Here is a 16,071-nt window from a genome sequence, read left to right as displayed (position 1 = left end):
CCGGATCGCGCGAATCCGGGCGGTTTTATTTGAATACGACGGCGCGTTATTTCGCTTCGTCCTTGATGCAACGCACAGCCTGTCCGCCGAATATCGGACCGTACATTACCTGTGCACGTTGGTAAGTCGCATTATTGGTCAGCAACATGCTATACGATTGGGCCGTCGTCGCACCGGTCTTATCGTTCAGCTTGAACTGATAACCGGTCGAACCCATAAAGTACCCGAGCGAATTGTAATCGAGATCCTTAGCATTGCTGGCATATTTTCCTTCGGCCTGATCGGTCGTCTTGTTGATCGCGCCGGACAGTACGACGTCGAAACCCGCACCGTTCAGATCGGCCAGCGGGGCTCCTTTCTGCTCAGCCACATAATACTTACCGGGAGCGATTCCTTCCGCTTCGTTGCCGGCTCCCGCAAGGGCGTCCAGCTCCGCTTTGGTCGGAATATGCCACCCTTCCGGGCAAATACCCTGCTTGCCTTCCTGCTGATTCCAGTTCGAGGCGGTTATCTCGCTTACGCCGAACGCCGTAGCATAGTCGTACAGGTAACCCATTTTTTCAACGGACGCAGCGTCGGTAGCCGGTTCTCCGAGGAATCCCGGATACCAAACCCCGTTGCCGTCGGCGGGATCGGACGAAGGAGTCTTTCCGGCAGGCAGGTAACGCAGATTTTCGGCCATCCACCAGCGGTCGTCGGCCAGCTTAACGATCTTGTAGGTAACGCCGCCGTATTCGAGCGACGGCACTCCCTGCGTAATCGTGTACGTAGCCTCCATCGCCTCCATCAACGGCGAGAATTTCGTCGATACGGTAAGCTCGTAAACGAGGGTTTCCTCGGATTCGTTCGCTCCGATCTTCAGCGTAAAGGTATGATCGCCCTTGCCGCTATCGCCCAGGTCGGCGCCTTCGAACGAACCCGCTACTCCGGTAACTTCCCATTCGGTATTACAAACCAGCTTGGCCTTGAACTCGCCGCCGTCCATCGAAGCGGTCGTATCGGCCGGAACGAATGCGATCGAAATCTTATCCTGTTTTACCGTCAGCACGGCCGTAAGCGCGCTCGAAGCGGCTTTGACCGTAATATTTCCGGTTACGTCGTCGCCGGTTTTCGGGGAAACGAAAAACGACAGCGTGGCATTGCCTTTGCCCGACTCCATGTTCAGCGAACTGATATTCGAACTTTTGGAGGTCACCGTCCATGCGACGTTGGATTCCAACTCGGCCATATAAGTACCCCCGGCGGGATCGGCAATCACTTCCGCCTCCTTGAACTTGAGCACGGGATCGACCGGATCGTCGTTCTTGTCGTCGCTACAGGCGACGAACAGCAAAGGCAGCGCAAGGGCGGCCCATAAATAGATCATTTTTTTCATAACGCATTTTTTTAGTAAAACATTCATACAATCTCTTCTACTTCTTCTATCGTTCCTTCCGCTCAGAACTGGCAGCCGATCGCCAGCGCGAAAACGCTGCGGTTCCGGCCGGCTACCCAATCCAACTTACCGGCATGAACGCCGCTCCATCCCAGATCTCCGTACACGGGCAGGGCGATCCGGCCCACCGGGCGCGTATAGCGCACTCCGAGCGACAGTTCCCCCCGGGTCGCTGCAAGGTATTCGTATTCGTAATTTCGGTACTCCTCGTTGCCCGCCGCATAAGCCCCGGGGTCCATACCCGGCACAGAAGAGGCCGTCCGACCCTCCCCGAGCCGGCTGCCGCCGCCCGTATGGCATGCCAGCTCGACGCTGCACTTCAGCCACCCGCGTCCGACCCTGAAATTGCGGTCGGCACCGATATGCACCCGTACATTCTCGACATACTGCGAACGGGTGTACGGAAAAACCAGCGAGCCGATCCCGCTGCGATTGTAGTAGTCCGCACCGGCACGCAGGCTCATCACCGGATTGTAACGGTCGGCCTTCCAGTCGAACTCGTACTCCAGACCGGCATTGACCGCACGCTGGCGGTAAATCTGCCGACTGCCGTAGATAACGGTCTGCACCACCCCGCCGATATTTTCGCTGCGCAGGACATTTTCATTGTTCTTCAGGTTGACGTATCGGAAGTTTCCCCGGATCAGATGGACGTTCCGACGATGCGCGACACTCATTACGCCGCGGTATTCCAGTACATCCGATCCGCTGTGCGTCCAGATCGTCCCCTTCTCCCCCGTCTCGCCCTTACGGTACCGGTAGGTGAACTCGTTGAAAAAACGGAATCCCCTGCTCCGGAAAGCGATCTGTAGCGCAGCGCCCTGCTCGGAATCCTTCATCGGCAGACCCGAGATCCCCGGTTCGTTCAGATGCATACCGTTGCCCGTCCACAGACCCTTCTCGCCGAACCACACGCCTTTGTTGAAAAACATATCGTAATTCTCGCCGGTCGTCCCGATTTGCTCGCACAGCACCCGCTCGGTATTTTTGCGGTACAGGTAATTGGCCCCCAGTTCCACCGCAGCGAAACGATACACAAATCCTGCCGAAAGATTCAGATCCATCATCGTATTGCTGTGGCGCAAATCCTTGCGTTTGGCGTAGTTGTCGGCTTCATAATCGATTCTCAAGCCGCCGGTCAGTTTCTTGGTCAGCAAAAAGCCTACCCCGCCGGACAGGATATACTGCTCCCGCGTCTTCGTCCCGGGCGTAAACTCCACCAGATCGAACGGCCGGTCGCCGGGATTCAGCAGAATCGACCCGGACATATGCTGGCCCCGAAAATAGCGGTACTGCATTTTCCCGTAGAATGAAACTTTCTCGAAACGCCTGAACGACTCGGTCTTAAGCCCGAAATCATAGCTGTCGTCGGATTCCCAGTAATTGATAAAACGACCGTTCTGTTTACCGAAATAAGCCTCGGCATAAGAGACACCCGGAACCGGAACCGCGCCGTGAAGCCCCGCCGCATTGTACGACGCGAGCCACCCGTCGCTGCGCGCAATGTAATCGAAATCGTACAACGGTTTCTCCTTCCTTTCCGCCTGAACGGACGGCTTGAATTTCGGCGATTTTTCACGGCATTTCCGGGCGTCGGACACCGGACATTCCGCTCCACGCCCCCGATGCCTTTTTTGGGCGGATGCCGTAAAACCCACCGCCGTCACCGCCAGCGTCACCGATAAAACCGCTATGTATCTTCGTATCCGTATCATAACTTTCATTTTTTCAAGGCACTCCGTCACCGGACGCCCGTATGGAGCGACTGGACGCTGCGCTCGTGGAAATCCTGCGTCGAATTATTGGTATCCTGATAAACGACCCTACCGCCCGCCTTCAGCGTAGCCTCGGCATCGATCCCGCTCGGATCGTTCCCGTAGGCGTACCCGTACACCACCGGATTGCCCTCGATCGCGAGCGTGGCCTCGGCATCGACGTTGCGGTACAGGGTCCGCCCGAGGAAATTCTCAGTCAGCGTTACGTAACCGGCGTCGATCGCAGGCGCCAGCCGTTTCGCATTTCCGGTCGAGCTGCCCGAAAAGACCTCCATGCCGTCCATGATCCATTCGTTCGGCACTTTGATGCAGCGGGTTCCCGGATAACCGGGCTTCAACACCTCGTTGGCCGCGTCGTTCATATACTCTCTGGCGGTGCCGGCTTCTGCGGGCACCTTGAAAAACAGCGTCGTCGGCGAATCGACCGAAATCGTATAAGCCTTCGCCGTTCCGGTCTTCCGAAGCACCTGCATGTAACGGTCAGTGCGCACTTTATCCCCCGGAGTGGGATGGTAAGTCGTGTTGGTATAGTACGTATTGTCGTAGCAGACGAAACAATCCGCACGGTTCAGATCGACCGACAGCGGATACTGCAACGTATGGTCTATCGCCCCGTTGATGCACATTACGGCCTGGCCGCCGGGTTCGAGCGGATAATCCGTACCGCCGCCCGGAAAACCCCACACGCACTCCACCAGCGGCACGTAATCCCGGAACGATTTCTCCCCGGTCTCGGGATCGGCAATCAGCCAGACGTTCGTTCCGTACGCATTGTAAGGATCGACCGTTCCGAAACAGATATTGTCGAGGTAGGCGACCTTTTCGGAATTGTTGTACAGGATCACGTACTTATCGCTCTGATAAGTACCTTCCAGCGGATCTTTCTTACAGCCGCCGCAGTAGACCTCCTTGATGACGATTTGACTGGTTTTGGAAGCCACCAGCGGGATATTCACCGGCTGCGAAAGGTCGCTGGCCGCAGAGACGATCATCTGATCGCGCGCGCCGTTGAAATAGATGACCGCATCCTGCTCCGACACCCGGTCGCGCGCGCTGACCCGGTAAATTCCGAAAGCCACTTCGAACCGGGCCATATCGTCGTTGCCGGCCGAAGCCGTATAAACCGTGCCCCTGTCCACGTCCTCCAGAGTCACCCGCGCGCTCCCACCCTCCCGGTCGGGATGACCTTCGGGGTACACCAGCCGCACGGTGAGCTCCCGAGTCGTCCCCTCGTACGGATTATCCTTCCCGTCGAGCAAGTCGTTGCACGAACACAACACGACAGCGACCATGCCCAATACGATTCCCGCGATATATTTATACTTTTTCATACTCCTTTTCCGCTAAAATTTTAACCGCAAGGTCAGTCCGTAATAAAAATCGGGAGTCAGGATCACCTTCACCCCGCTCGCATACGAAGCCAGGTACTTGCGGGCATTGGTAAAGTTGTTGGCGTAGAACGAAACCGACGCCACGTTACCGATCTCCTTGGTAATGCTCAGATTGGCTGAAAAATAAGGATCGTACCCGTCCTGTTTCAACTGGAATGAGTTCCCGTTGATTATCAACCCCTTGAGCACGGGATCGTTTGCGGCGGCATCGTCGTAATTGTAGACGTTTCCTTCCAGATCCATATAGTAAAGCGGCCTCAGCGCTGTATAGCTCTCGCCCTCCTGCTCCACCTGGTAGGCCAGTTGTTTACCGTGATAGGACGAGATGTTCCGCGAGCGCGAAACCAGCGACGCCTCCAGGCGCAACGAGATGACCATCCGGATCGACGGAATGTGCGTAATGGCGGTCAGGTTCGCATCGAGACGCTTCGTCTGCCGGCCGTTGTAGGTGGCGGTCGTCGAACCGCCGTTGTCGGCATAAATCCCCACGTACTCGAACGAACGACCCGGAATCGACGAATGCGACTGGTTTTCCTTGTAAATGTAGGAAAACCCTTCGTTGACGTACTTCACGTTCGTATAAGCGGCATCGAAACGGAACTGTGTCCGGATCGACGGAATCTGCGGGAAATCGACCGTCACTTCCAAACCTTTCCGGTCGACCGGCGAACTGTTGTCCTGATAGATGTTCTTCACGAAAGTCTTGTCCATCACCTTGGTATCCATCGGCGTGTAACCGGCCGACGGATCGTCCTTGTCGCCCACGAGGATCTGACCGGTGCGGTTATCCACGACGATGTCGGGATTGGCCGGCATTTTATAACCGCCCGGCACTTGACTGATGCGGTATTCGAACGGCGAATAGGTCGTATTGAGGCGATAAGGATACTTGGTTTTATTGAAATAACCGGCCACCGATATCCGGGTGCCGTCGAGGGTCAGATCCACCCCGACCTCGATATTCCGGTTACGCATCCACCGCAGGTTGTCGTTGTAGGCGATCGAATAGGGCGTCGTATGGTAGACATACACGCTGCGGTTGTCGGCGTACGAAGCCCCGAACACCTGGATATCGCGGTACAGCGGATCGGGGTAAAGGATATTGAACGACGGCAGTTTCTCGGTGATTCCCCATCCGCCCCGTACGTTCAACTGGTTCAGAAAATATTTCCGTTCGCGGTTTATCAGCGTATATTTCACATTGAATCGCGGCGACAGGCTCTGCGCCTTGTCGTACTGCATGTTCTTGATCAGGGTCTTCTCGCCGCGGACGCCGGCCATCACCCCGAGCGAAGTCTGACCGAGCTGCAGCGTCAGGTTGTCTTCGAGGTAAACCGCCAGGTTATGCATATACGGAATGTCCGTATACGGCCGGGGACGGAAACCGTTCGGCTGCAACTGCGGATTTTCGTAATACTCTCCCTGACCGACATTGCCGTTCGCGCTCCAGGTGACGCCGGCTTTCACCCGGTTCAGCAGCCGGTCGAAACGGCGCGACCAGTTCGCCTTCAGCGAGATCCCGTAATCCAGCTCTTTCGAGTCGATGAACTGCGTGTTCACGTAATTGACCGGCAGTTGGTTGGCGACGAAATAACCTTCGGTCGTCGCATTCACGGCCGGCTGTTCCGACGCGGTATGTACCGGCAAATGGTATTTCGACAGCATGTCGGCATAATTCACCGAAGCCGTCACCGCCACGTTCGTAATCCAGGATTTGTTCAGCAGCCAGTCGAGCGAAGTATTGAACCGCAACGCATTGTCGTGCGCCTTTTTCCACTCGCCGGTCTGCGCGTCCGGGTCGTCCTTGGTATTCATGCCGCCGAGATTGCCCGTCAGGCCGACCGAAAAGTTCAGCGGCGTGCTTCCCCGCCTGAAAACGCGCGCATAATTCAGCGCGATTCCGTTCCGCTGGTAAGTCGTGTACGGCGAAACCGGGTTGTCGATCGCGCGCGTATGCTCCAGCGCGACATTCAGCGAACCGAGATCCCTCCCCAGGTCGAAACCTTTGCTCAGCGAAAACTGCTTGGTTTTGGGGTTCGTCGTAAAAGTCGCCGTATAAGGCGTTTTGCCCTTGCGCGTCTTTACCTTGACGACGCCGCTCGTCAGGTCGCCGTATTCGACCGACGGAATACCCGTAATTACTTCGATGGATTCCACGTTGCTCGATGCGATATTCCGCGTGCTCGCTCCGGACAAGTCGCCGAACGAAGCGTTCGTCGACAACCGTACGCCGTCGACCTCGACCGCCGTACCGAACGAAGCGTTCCCCTGCGAGACGCCGCCGTCGCGGATCGAAAACACGTTGTCTTTCATCAGGTTCGGGTTCACGGTTTTGCCGCCCGGCAGCAGGCTCGACACGTCCGAAACGTTGACCATCTGCAAATGGTCCAGCGCCGCCTTGTCGATCACGCGCGAAGTGCTCATGCTGTTGCGGTTCTCGCGCGCGGTAACCACCACTTCGGAGAGTTTCAGGTCGGCGCAGCACAACCGGAAAACCAGATCGTCCCTATCGCCGGTCACGTTCAACTCGCTGTCCAGAGCGACGTACCCCAGGCACGAAACATTGACCGGATGCTTGCCGGCCTGCACGTTCCTGATCGAAAAATGTCCATTGTCGTCGGTAATCGCCCACAGGTTCGCGTCGACCACCGTCACGACGGCCATCGGAACCCCTTTCGACGACTTGCCGATCTGCACTCTTCCGGATATCGTATATTTTTGTGCGGAAACGCCCAGGACACTAACGCTCAGCAACAAAGCAAGTAGAAATTTTCTCATCCAGCAACCCTAATTTAATCAAGCCTCCAATCCGGACCAACTTTTGCAAAGATGAAAAATTTTGTTACAAAAGACAAAAATAAGCACCTTTTTCACACAAAAAGCGATGCAGCATTCCGCAAAATGCCACATCGCAAACCATTCGTAAAACCGGATAATCCTCTATTTCGACAAGGCCTGTTCGATATCGGCGATGATATCCTCCGCATCCTCGATGCCGACCGAAAAACGGATCAAGTCGGGCGCTACGCCGGCTTCGATCAGTTGTTCGTCGGTTAGTTGGCGGTGGGTATGGCTCGCCGGGTGCAGCACCGAAGTGCGGGCGTCGGCCACATGCGTGACGATAGCGGCCAGTTTCAGGTTGTCCATAAAACGGATCGACACGTCGCGTCCGCCTTTCAGTCCGAACGACAGCACGCCGCAGGAACCGTTCGGCAGGTATTTTTGCCCCAAATCGTAGTATTTGTCCCCTTTCAGGCCGCAGTAATTCACCCATGCCACCTGCCCGTTGCCTTTCAGGTATTCGGCTACTTTCTGCGCATTGGCACAGTGGCGCGGCATCCGCAGGTGCAGCGTTTCGAGTCCGAGGTTCAACAAAAAAGCGTTTTGAGGCGACTGGATCGAGCCCAGGTCGCGCATCAACTGCGCGGTCGCCTTGGTGATATAGGCCAACTTGCCGAAATTTTTCGTATAGGTCAGTCCGTGATACGAAGCGTCGGGACGGGTCAGTCCGGGGTATTTGTCCGCATGGGCTTCCCAATCGAAATTGCCGCTGTCGACGATCGCGCCGCCAACGCTGGTCGCATGGCCGTCCATATATTTGGTCGTCGAGTGCGTCACGATGTCGGCCCCCCACTCGATCGGGCGGCAGTTGATCGGCGTGGCGAACGTATTGTCCACGATCAGCGGTACGCCGTGACCGTGCGCGATCCGCGCGAATTTCTCGATATCCAGCACGGCTACGCCGGGATTGGATATCGTTTCGCCGAACAGCGCTTTGGTATTCGGACGGAACGCCCGGGCGATCTCCTCCTCGGAAGCGTCCTGATCGACGAACGTCACCTCGATGCCCAGTTTCGGCAGCGTCACGCCAAACAAGTTATAGGTTCCGCCGTAGATCGTCGACGCGCTGACGACGTGGTCGCCGGCCGAACAGATGTTGAACACGGAATAGAACGAAGCGGCCTGGCCCGAAGAGGTCAACATGCCGGCTACGCCGCCTTCGAGCGCAGCGATCTTCGCCGCTACCGCATCGTTGGTCGGATTCTGCAGCCGGGTATAGAAGTAGCCGCTCTCCTCCAGATCGAACAGCCGGGCCATCTGTTCGCTCGTCTCGTATTTGAACGTGGTGCTCTGATAAATCGGCAGCACGCGGGGCTCGCCTTTTTTGGGAGTCCATCCCGCCTGAACGCAAAGGGTCCCCCGATGTAGTTTTTTCTCCATTTAGCTGAATTTTAGATTTGCAAATGTAATCATTTCCGCGAAAAATCGTACGCTTCCGGCCGGATCGGAACTACAAAACCCGCCGTCCGACCGGGTACCCGAAAACGACTCGTACCGCCGGACGAACGCTTCCCGGAAAACGATACCGCATTCGGGTACATTTATGGAATTTCCGGCGGAGAAAGGCGGAAAATTACGATAAATTCCATACCTTCGATTTCCGAACCGTCCCGTCGGGAGAACGATTGAGCATCGGTTCGCACGCGATCGGTTTCGACCGGAACGCAAAAACAGCGGACGAACCGGCAATTCCCGAAAAGGCCGTCCCGTCGTCCGTAAAACGCGGCATATCAAATCGCAAAGGCCATGAATCATTCCGGAATCCGATATTGTTTTCAGCTTTGGAAAGCGAAAGAAAGCATTGTTTTTTTTGTCCTTCTTTCGTATCTTTCGATCCCCGGCGCCCTGTACGCGGCAACCGGGGCAAATGCGCGATCAACCGTTAATCCTAATGATATGAATTTAAACACGCCCCCTGCGATCGCAGGAAACATACCGCAGGACGTAACCGAAAGAGCGGGCGAGAACGCCGTCTTTATCGTGTACGGACTCAAAGAAACGCCCCGGACGGCAGACCGGATAAAAGATTTGTGCGCCAACTTCTCGGCCATGATCCGCAGCATACGCAACCGATTCCCCGACATGCAGTTCAGTTGTACGATGGGATTCGGGGCCGACGCATGGAGCCGTCTTTTCCCGGAACGGCCGAAACCGCGGGAACTCGAAACGTTCCAAGAGATCAAAGGCGCCAGGCATACGGCGGTTTCCACGCCCGGAGACCTGTTTTTCCACATCCGGGGCAGGCAGATGGGCGTTTGTTTCGAATTCGCTTCCATCATCGACGAAAAGCTGAAAGGAACCGTAGACCCCATTGACGAAGTTCACGGCTTCAGGTATCAGGACGGCAAGGCGATCATCGGATTCGTAGACGGCACCGAAAACCCGGCCGTGGACGAAAATCCGTACGAGTTCGCCGTAATCGGGGATGAAGATTCCGGATTTGCGGGAGGCAGCTACATTTTCGTGCAGAAATACCTGCACGACATGAACGCATGGAACGCCCTGCCGGTCGAGGAACAGGAAAAAACGATCGGCCGGAAAAAATTCAACGACGTGGAACTCTCCGACGAGGAGAAACCCGCCAACGCTCACAATGCCGTGACCAACATCCAGGACAGCGCAGGCAACGACCTGAAGATCGTACGGGCGAACATGCCTTTCGCCAACACCTCCAAAGGAGAATACGGCACCTATTTCATCGGTTATGCGGGAACGTTCTCCACCACGCGGCGGATGCTGGAAAACATGTTCGTCGGCGATCCGGCAGGCAATACCGACCGCCTGCTCGATTTCAGTACCGCCGTAACCGGCACGCTGTTTTTCGCACCCTCCTACGACCTGCTCGAAACGCTCGGCGAATAAATGCTACCGGCTCCGAACGGGGACGAACATCCGGAAGACGCGCACGATGCGACGCGTCTTTCGTTTTATAAACGACTCCCCTCACCCGAACAGCAAACGATCCGGCCGAATTTCAGGCGAGAAAACGCACTGTTATAAAACGACGAAGCGATCCCGCCGTCGGCGGGATCGCTTTAAAAACGAAACAGTCCGAAACGGATTATTTGTTTCTTTCCGGACGCAGGCTGCGGACAGTCGCACCGGCCTGCCACATTTCGCTTTCGCGCAACTCTTTGAGCTCCTGGTTCAGCTTTTCGCGGTAATCCGGCTTGCTGTTCGAGTCGATCGAACGCTGCGCTTCGTTACCGGCAGCCACTTCGGCGTACAGTTTCTTGAACACCGGCAGGGTCGCGTCGCGGAACGGCTTCCACCAGTCCAGGGCGCCGCGCTGTGCGGTCGTCGAGCAGTTGGCGTACATCCAGTCCATTCCGTTTTCGCCTACCAACGGCATCAGGCTCTGGGTCAATTCCTCAACGGTTTCGTTGAAGGCTTCCGACGGCGTGTGGCCGTTTTCGCGCAACACCTGGTACTGCGCGGCGAAAATACCTTGGATAGCGCCCATCAGCGTACCGCGTTCGCCGGTCAGGTCGGAATAAACCTCGCGTTTGAAAGTCGTTTCGAACAGGTAGCCCGAACCCACGCCGATACCCAGCGCGATCACGCGTTCCATAGCGCGGCCGGTAGCATCCTGCAAAACGGCATAGCTTGAGTTCAAACCGCGACCTTCGAGGAACAAACGGCGCAGCGAAGTACCCGAACCTTTCGGAGCGATCATGATCACGTCCACGTCTTTCGGAGGAACGATACCGGTGCGATCCGAATAGGTAGCGCCGAAACCATGCGAGAAATAGAGCGCCTTGCCGGCCGTCAGGTGCTTTTTCACGGAAGGCCATACGGCGATCTGAGCGGCGTCCGACAGCAAGTACTGAATAATGGTCGCCTTTTCGCAGGCTTCTTCGATTTCGAACAGCGTCTTTCCCGGAACCCAGCCGTCGGCAACAGCTTTGTCCCACGTCTTCGAATTTTTACGCTGGCCGACGATCACGTTGAATCCGTTATCTTTCAGATTCAGAGACTGTCCGGGGCCCTGAACGCCGTATCCGATCACTGCGATGGTTTCGTTCTTCAGCACTTCGAGCGCTTTGCTCAGGGGGAACTCTTCACGTGTGGTCACGTTCTCCACAACTCCCCCGAAATTCATTTTTGCCATGATTTTCTGTTTTTAAAAATCGATTTATAAGTTTGTTATAGTTCGTTCAATCCGTTTCCGTTCGGCTCGCGGTGCAGCACCACGCTGCCCGAACGCGTAAACTCGATCAGGATTCCCCGGCTTTCGAGCTCCGTGCGCATGTTCTCGATCTCCTCGCGCGTGCCGGTCTTCTCGACCACTACGTACGCCGGGTTCATCTCGATGATACGGGCGCTCCACTCGCGGACGATCATGTCCACCGTGCCGCTCTCCTTGAAAATCTTCGACGAAAGTTTATAGAGCGCGATCTCCTGCGTAATCAACTCGTCATTCGAATAGTATTCCACCTGGATCACCTCGACGATGTTACGCAGTTGCTTGGCCAGTTTGTCGATAACCTCCTGCGTCGTAAAAGCCGAGATCACGAACATACTGATTCCCTTGATCGACGATTCCGATACTTTCAGACTTTCGATGTTGATCTTACGCCGCAGGTAGAGAGCCGTAATCCGGTTCAACACCCCGATCTGGTTCTCCGTAAATGCGATAACGATATATTCCTTAATCATAACTGTCAACTCCGTTAGGTTCTACTTTTTGTCAGGTTCCTTGGCGATCAGATCCGACAGCGATGCGCCGGCCGGCACCATCGGAAAAACGTTCTCCTCGGACAGCACGTCCACTTCGAGGAAATAGGCTCCCGGAGCCTTCGCCAGTTCGTCGATCGCCCCTTTCAGTTCCGACAACTGCGTCACGCGACGGTTCGGAATCCCGTACGCCTCGGCAATCATCGTGAACTTCGGGTTTTCGAGGCTCGTGTACGAATAACGCTTTTCGAAGAACAACTGCTGCCATTGGCGCACCATACCGAGGTAATGGTTGTTCAGCACGATCATCTTGACGCCGATCTTGTTCTGCATGATCGTCCCAAGCTCCTGCATCGTCATCTGAAACCCGCCGTCGCCCATCATCACGACCACTTCGCGGTCGGGCACGCCGAGTTTCGCCCCCATCGCGGCGGGCAGCCCGAATCCCATCGTGCCGAGCCCTCCGGACGTAATGAACTGCGCGTACGATTGAACTTCGAATAGCGGGCGCTGAACATCTGGTGCTGTCCCACGTCGGTTACGATCACCGCATCGGCCTTTTCGGCCTCGGCCAGCGTGCTGACCACGTCGTACATCGAAATACGGACGCCCTGCGGATCGGTGCTCGGCTTCACGACGACTTCGTATTCGCGTCGATGGTAGTCTTCCGCCATCGCAATCCATTCGGCGCGCTCCTTATACCGGATGCCCACTTTCAGCGCGTCGAACGCGTCGCCGGCGTCGGCATGGATCGGCAGTTCGACGGCCACGTTCTTGCCCAGTTCGGCCGGATCGATATCGACGTGGATGATCTTCGCATTCGGCGCATACTGCTTCACGTTACCGGTCACCCGGTCGCTGAAACGCATACCGACGGCCACGATCAGATCGCTCTGCTGCGTCATCCGGTTACCGGCGATATTGCCGTGCATCCCGAGCATACCGATGAACAGCGGATGGCTGTTCGGCACGGTCGAAATACCCATTAGCGTCTGCGCCATCGGGATTCCGGCCGCTTCGGCGAACTCCAGCAACTTGGTCTCCGCGCCGGCGAGCTTTACGCCCTGTCCGACGATCAGCAGCGGACGTTCGGCCGCATTGATCATTTCGACGGCCCGCTGGATCGCTTTCGGATCAACCTCCGGATGCGGTTTGTAGCTGCGCAAATAAATGCACGGTTTATAACTGTAATCGAACTCCTCGACCTGAGCGTTTTTCGAAATATCGATCACCACCGGCCCGGGACGTCCCGTGCGGGCGATGTAATAAGCTTGGCGATCGCACCCGGAATTTCGGACGCTTTGGTCACTTGGAAATTCCATTTCGAAATCGGCATCGTCATGCTGATCGTATCGGCCTCCTGGAAGGCGTCCGTTCCGAGCAGAGTCGAAGGCACCTGCCCGGTAATGCAGATGATCGGCGTCGAGTCGAGCATCGCGTCGGCGATCCCGGTCACCAGGTTCGTAGCGCCCGGGCCGGACGTAGCCAGGCAAACGCCCACCTTGCCGGTGGCGCGCGCATAACCCTGCGCGGCATGTACGGCGCCCTGTTCGTGGCGCGTGAGAATGTGATTCAACCGATCGGTATGATGGTACAGATGATCGTAAATCGGGATTACCTGACCGCCCGGGTAACCGAATATCGTATCGGTTCCTTCGGCTATAAGCGACAGTAAGAGAGCCTCGGCCCCTTTTATTTTTTGTTTGTTGGACATAATGAACGTATTAAAATTCAACCATCGGGAAACAACCGCAACCGCCCGGAACGTATTCCGAAAACGATTCTGCTATTACAAGGCTGTTTCCCCGAACAACGTGTTGCTAAATGTTTTCGCGTACTCCGCCCTTGTCGGCCGATGTTACCATCGATGCGTAGGCCTTAAGGGCCCGACTGACGACTCGGTTGCGCTCCACGGGTTCGAAGCGGACAATCGCCTGCCTGCGCATATCGAGCTCCTCCGAAGTAAGTTCTACATTGATCGTTCGGTTCGGTATATCGATAAGGATCGTATCGTCGTCCTTTACCAGCGCGATGTCGCCGCCCGCTGCGGCCTCGGGTGAAACGTGCCCGATCGACAGTCCCGACGTACCGCCGGAAAAACGACCGTCCGTAATCAGCGCGCACGCCTTGCCGAGGTTCACCGACTTCAGGTACGAAGTCGGGTACAGCATCTCCTGCATACCGGGGCCCCCTTTCGGCCCTTCGTAACGGATCACCACCACGTCGCCGGCTTTCACCTTACCGCCCAGAATACCGTCGCAGGCCTCTTCCTGCGATTCGAATACGCGGGCTTTGCCCTCGAAACGCAGGATCGACTCGTCGACGCCCGCCGTCTTGACGATGCAACCGTTGCGGGCGATGTTGCCGAACAGTACGGCCAGTCCGCCGTCCTTCAGGTACGGATGCTCCAGGTCGCGGATACATCCCTTCTCGCGGTCGGTATCGGCCGCCGGGTATCTCGTATCCTGCGAACCCAGTTTCAGGTTGAAACGTTCGCCGGGAGCGGCCAGCGCACGCGTCTTCGCCTCGTCGGCAACGTCCGGACTGCGCAGGTCGTTCAGGCGGATCGCCTCGCCGAGCGTCATTCCGTCGACGCGGACGACGGCCGTATCGAGCAGCTTCCCTCGGTTCAATTCGCCGAGAATGCTCAGGATTCCGCCGGCGCGGTTGACGTCCTGAATATGGTACAGCGGCATGTTCGGCGCAACTTTGCAGATCACCGGCACGCGGCGCGACAGCATGTCGATGTCGCTCATCGTGAAATCCACGCCGGCCTCTTGAGCAACCGCCAGCAGGTGCAGCACAGTATTCGACGACCCCCCCATCGCGATATCCATCGACATCGCGTTCAGGAAGGCCGCGCGCGTAGCGACCGACCGCGGCAATACGGCTTCGTTATCGTTGAAATAATATTCCCTGGCATTCTTGACGATCAATTTGGCCGCCTTGCGGAACAACTCCGTCCGCAGTTTATGCGTGGCTAACACCGTTCCGTTACCGGGCAGCGAGAGCCCCAGCGCCTCGGTCAGACAGTTCATCGAGTTGGCGGTAAACATACCGGAGCACGAACCGCAGGTCGGACAAGCGGCGCGTTCGAGTTTCGACAAATCGTCGTCCGAAAAATCCTTGTCGGCTCCCTTGACCATCACGTCGATCAGGTCGTAAGCGCGGTCGCCGAGCCGTCCGGCCTCCATCGGCCCCCCCGACACGAAAACGGCCGGAATGTTCAGCCGCATCGCGGCCATCAGCATCCCCGGGGTGATCTTGTCGCAGTTCGAAATGCAGATCATCGCGTCCACCTTGTGCGCGTTGCACATATATTCGACGCTATCGGCGATCAGGTCGCGCGACGGCAGCGAATAGAGCATCCCGTCGTGTCCCATCGCAATCCCATCGTCGATGGCGATCGTATTGAACTCGGCGGCGAAACAGCCCTCTTCGGCGATCCACTCTTTGATTTGCTGTCCGATTTCATGCAGATGCACGTGCCCGGGGACGAACTGAGTGAACGAGTTGACGACGGCGATCACCGGCTGTCCGAACTGTTCTTCCTTCATTCCGTTTGCTCTCCAGAGACTTCTGGCTCCCGCCATTTTCCGTCCCGTGGTACAGACACTGCTTCTGAGATTTTTCATAACTTTCGTTTTCTTGTTTCTTCCCTAATGTACTGCGGCAAAATAAGCGAAAGAATCCTGTTTCCGGTCTTCGTTCCGCGCGCCGCCTATGATGCTCAAACCGGCATAACGCCGATCATATCGTTATCATCCAACCGGTTAACAGACATCCGGGCACTATAACAAACCGGTTACGAAATGCCTGGCGTCCGTTGATCGAGCAAAGGTAGAACTTTTTAAAAAACAATAAAAATTATTACCCGCTTTTTTGAAGGGTGAACCACAATTCCCTCGGCTTCGAAAATTCACGGAATCCGGAAAATACGGCGGATCGGCCC

9 protein-coding genes and 1 pseudogene are annotated in these 16,071 nt (G+C 56.3%); 1 reads left to right on the top strand and 9 read right to left on the bottom strand.

Going from position 1 to position 16,071, the window contains the following annotated elements:
• Nucleotides 1-46 precede the first annotated feature (46 nt).
• From DW082_RS13085 to DW082_RS13065, 5 genes are all read right to left on the bottom strand, one after another.
• The gene (locus DW082_RS13085) at nt 47-1,375 is read right to left on the bottom strand and encodes an FISUMP domain-containing protein (protein WP_180951541.1); all 1,329 of its coding nucleotides are present in this window, start codon (nt 1,373-1,375) and stop codon (nt 47-49) included.
• Between the two features lie 62 nt (nt 1,376-1,437).
• A complete protein-coding gene (locus DW082_RS14610; RefSeq protein ID WP_182424174.1) occupies nt 1,438-3,150 on the bottom strand; it encodes a DUF6850 family outer membrane beta-barrel protein in 1,713 nt (570 codons plus the stop codon).
• 26 nt (nt 3,151-3,176) lie between these two features.
• The gene (locus DW082_RS13075; protein WP_101572470.1) at nt 3,177-4,541 is read right to left on the bottom strand and encodes a DUF4876 domain-containing protein; all 1,365 of its coding nucleotides are present in this window, start codon (nt 4,539-4,541) and stop codon (nt 3,177-3,179) included.
• A gap of 12 nt (nt 4,542-4,553) precedes the next feature.
• The gene (locus DW082_RS13070) at nt 4,554-7,379 is read right to left on the bottom strand and encodes a TonB-dependent receptor domain-containing protein (protein WP_118458957.1); all 2,826 of its coding nucleotides are present in this window, start codon (nt 7,377-7,379) and stop codon (nt 4,554-4,556) included.
• Between the two features lie 162 nt (nt 7,380-7,541).
• Entirely contained in the window at nt 7,542-8,822 is a 1,281-nt protein-coding gene (locus tag DW082_RS13065; protein WP_101572466.1) for an O-acetylhomoserine aminocarboxypropyltransferase/cysteine synthase family protein, read from the bottom strand.
• A gap of 516 nt (nt 8,823-9,338) precedes the next feature.
• On the opposite strand from DW082_RS13065, the gene DW082_RS13055 reads away from it, so the two are divergent.
• Nucleotides 9,339-10,304 carry a Dyp-type peroxidase gene (locus tag DW082_RS13055; protein WP_118458953.1) on the top strand — a complete coding sequence of 322 codons (966 nt, stop codon included), beginning with the start codon at nt 9,339-9,341 and terminating at the stop codon, nt 10,302-10,304.
• 199 nt (nt 10,305-10,503) lie between these two features.
• On the opposite strand, the gene ilvC is transcribed toward DW082_RS13055, so the two are convergent.
• The 4 genes and pseudogenes from ilvC to ilvD all read right to left on the bottom strand — a co-directional run bounded on the left by ilvC (nt 10,504) and on the right by ilvD (nt 15,754).
• Nucleotides 10,504-11,553: a ketol-acid reductoisomerase gene (gene ilvC, locus DW082_RS13050; RefSeq protein WP_055204626.1), complete on the bottom strand. Its 1,050-nt coding sequence runs from the start codon at nt 11,551-11,553 to the stop codon at nt 10,504-10,506.
• 35 nt (nt 11,554-11,588) lie between these two features.
• Nucleotides 11,589-12,101, bottom strand: coding sequence for an acetolactate synthase small subunit (gene ilvN, locus DW082_RS13045; RefSeq protein WP_055204624.1), 513 nt, complete (start codon nt 12,099-12,101; stop codon nt 11,589-11,591).
• A gap of 21 nt (nt 12,102-12,122) precedes the next feature.
• Nucleotides 12,123-13,833: pseudogene (gene ilvB, locus DW082_RS13040) on the bottom strand (biosynthetic-type acetolactate synthase large subunit).
• A gap of 106 nt (nt 13,834-13,939) precedes the next feature.
• Nucleotides 13,940-15,754, bottom strand: a complete 1,815-nt coding sequence (gene ilvD / locus DW082_RS13035) for a dihydroxy-acid dehydratase (RefSeq protein WP_118458951.1) — start codon at nt 15,752-15,754, stop codon at nt 13,940-13,942.
• Nucleotides 15,755-16,071: the final 317 nt, after the last annotated feature.

The organism is Alistipes sp. AF48-12 (assembly GCF_003477565.1).
GTDB lineage: Bacteria > Bacteroidota > Bacteroidia > Bacteroidales > Rikenellaceae > Alistipes_A > Alistipes_A hominis.
The sequence above is the reverse complement of the archived record's forward strand: the minus strand, read 5'-3'. Positions and strand labels throughout refer to the sequence as shown.

What these genes read in the sequence shown, in the direction of transcription:
- DW082_RS13085 (WP_180951541.1), bottom strand. Translation starts at nt 1,375, where the DNA reads ATGAAAAAAATGATCTATTTATGGGCCGCCCTTGCGCTGCCTTTGCTG.
- DW082_RS14610 (WP_182424174.1), bottom strand. Translation starts at nt 3,150, where the DNA reads ATGATACGGATACGAAGATACATAGCGGTTTTATCGGTGACGCTGGCG.
- DW082_RS13075 (WP_101572470.1), bottom strand. Translation starts at nt 4,541, where the DNA reads ATGAAAAAGTATAAATATATCGCGGGAATCGTATTGGGCATGGTCGCT.
- DW082_RS13070 (WP_118458957.1), bottom strand. Translation starts at nt 7,379, where the DNA reads ATGAGAAAATTTCTACTTGCTTTGTTGCTGAGCGTTAGTGTCCTGGGC.
- DW082_RS13065 (WP_101572466.1), bottom strand. Translation starts at nt 8,822, where the DNA reads ATGGAGAAAAAACTACATCGGGGGACCCTTTGCGTTCAGGCGGGATGG.
- DW082_RS13055 (WP_118458953.1), top strand. Translation starts at nt 9,339, where the DNA reads ATGAATTTAAACACGCCCCCTGCGATCGCAGGAAACATACCGCAGGAC.
- ilvC (WP_055204626.1), bottom strand. Translation starts at nt 11,553, where the DNA reads ATGGCAAAAATGAATTTCGGGGGAGTTGTGGAGAACGTGACCACACGT.
- ilvN (WP_055204624.1), bottom strand. Translation starts at nt 12,101, where the DNA reads ATGATTAAGGAATATATCGTTATCGCATTTACGGAGAACCAGATCGGG.
- ilvD (WP_118458951.1), bottom strand. Translation starts at nt 15,754, where the DNA reads ATGAAAAATCTCAGAAGCAGTGTCTGTACCACGGGACGGAAAATGGCG.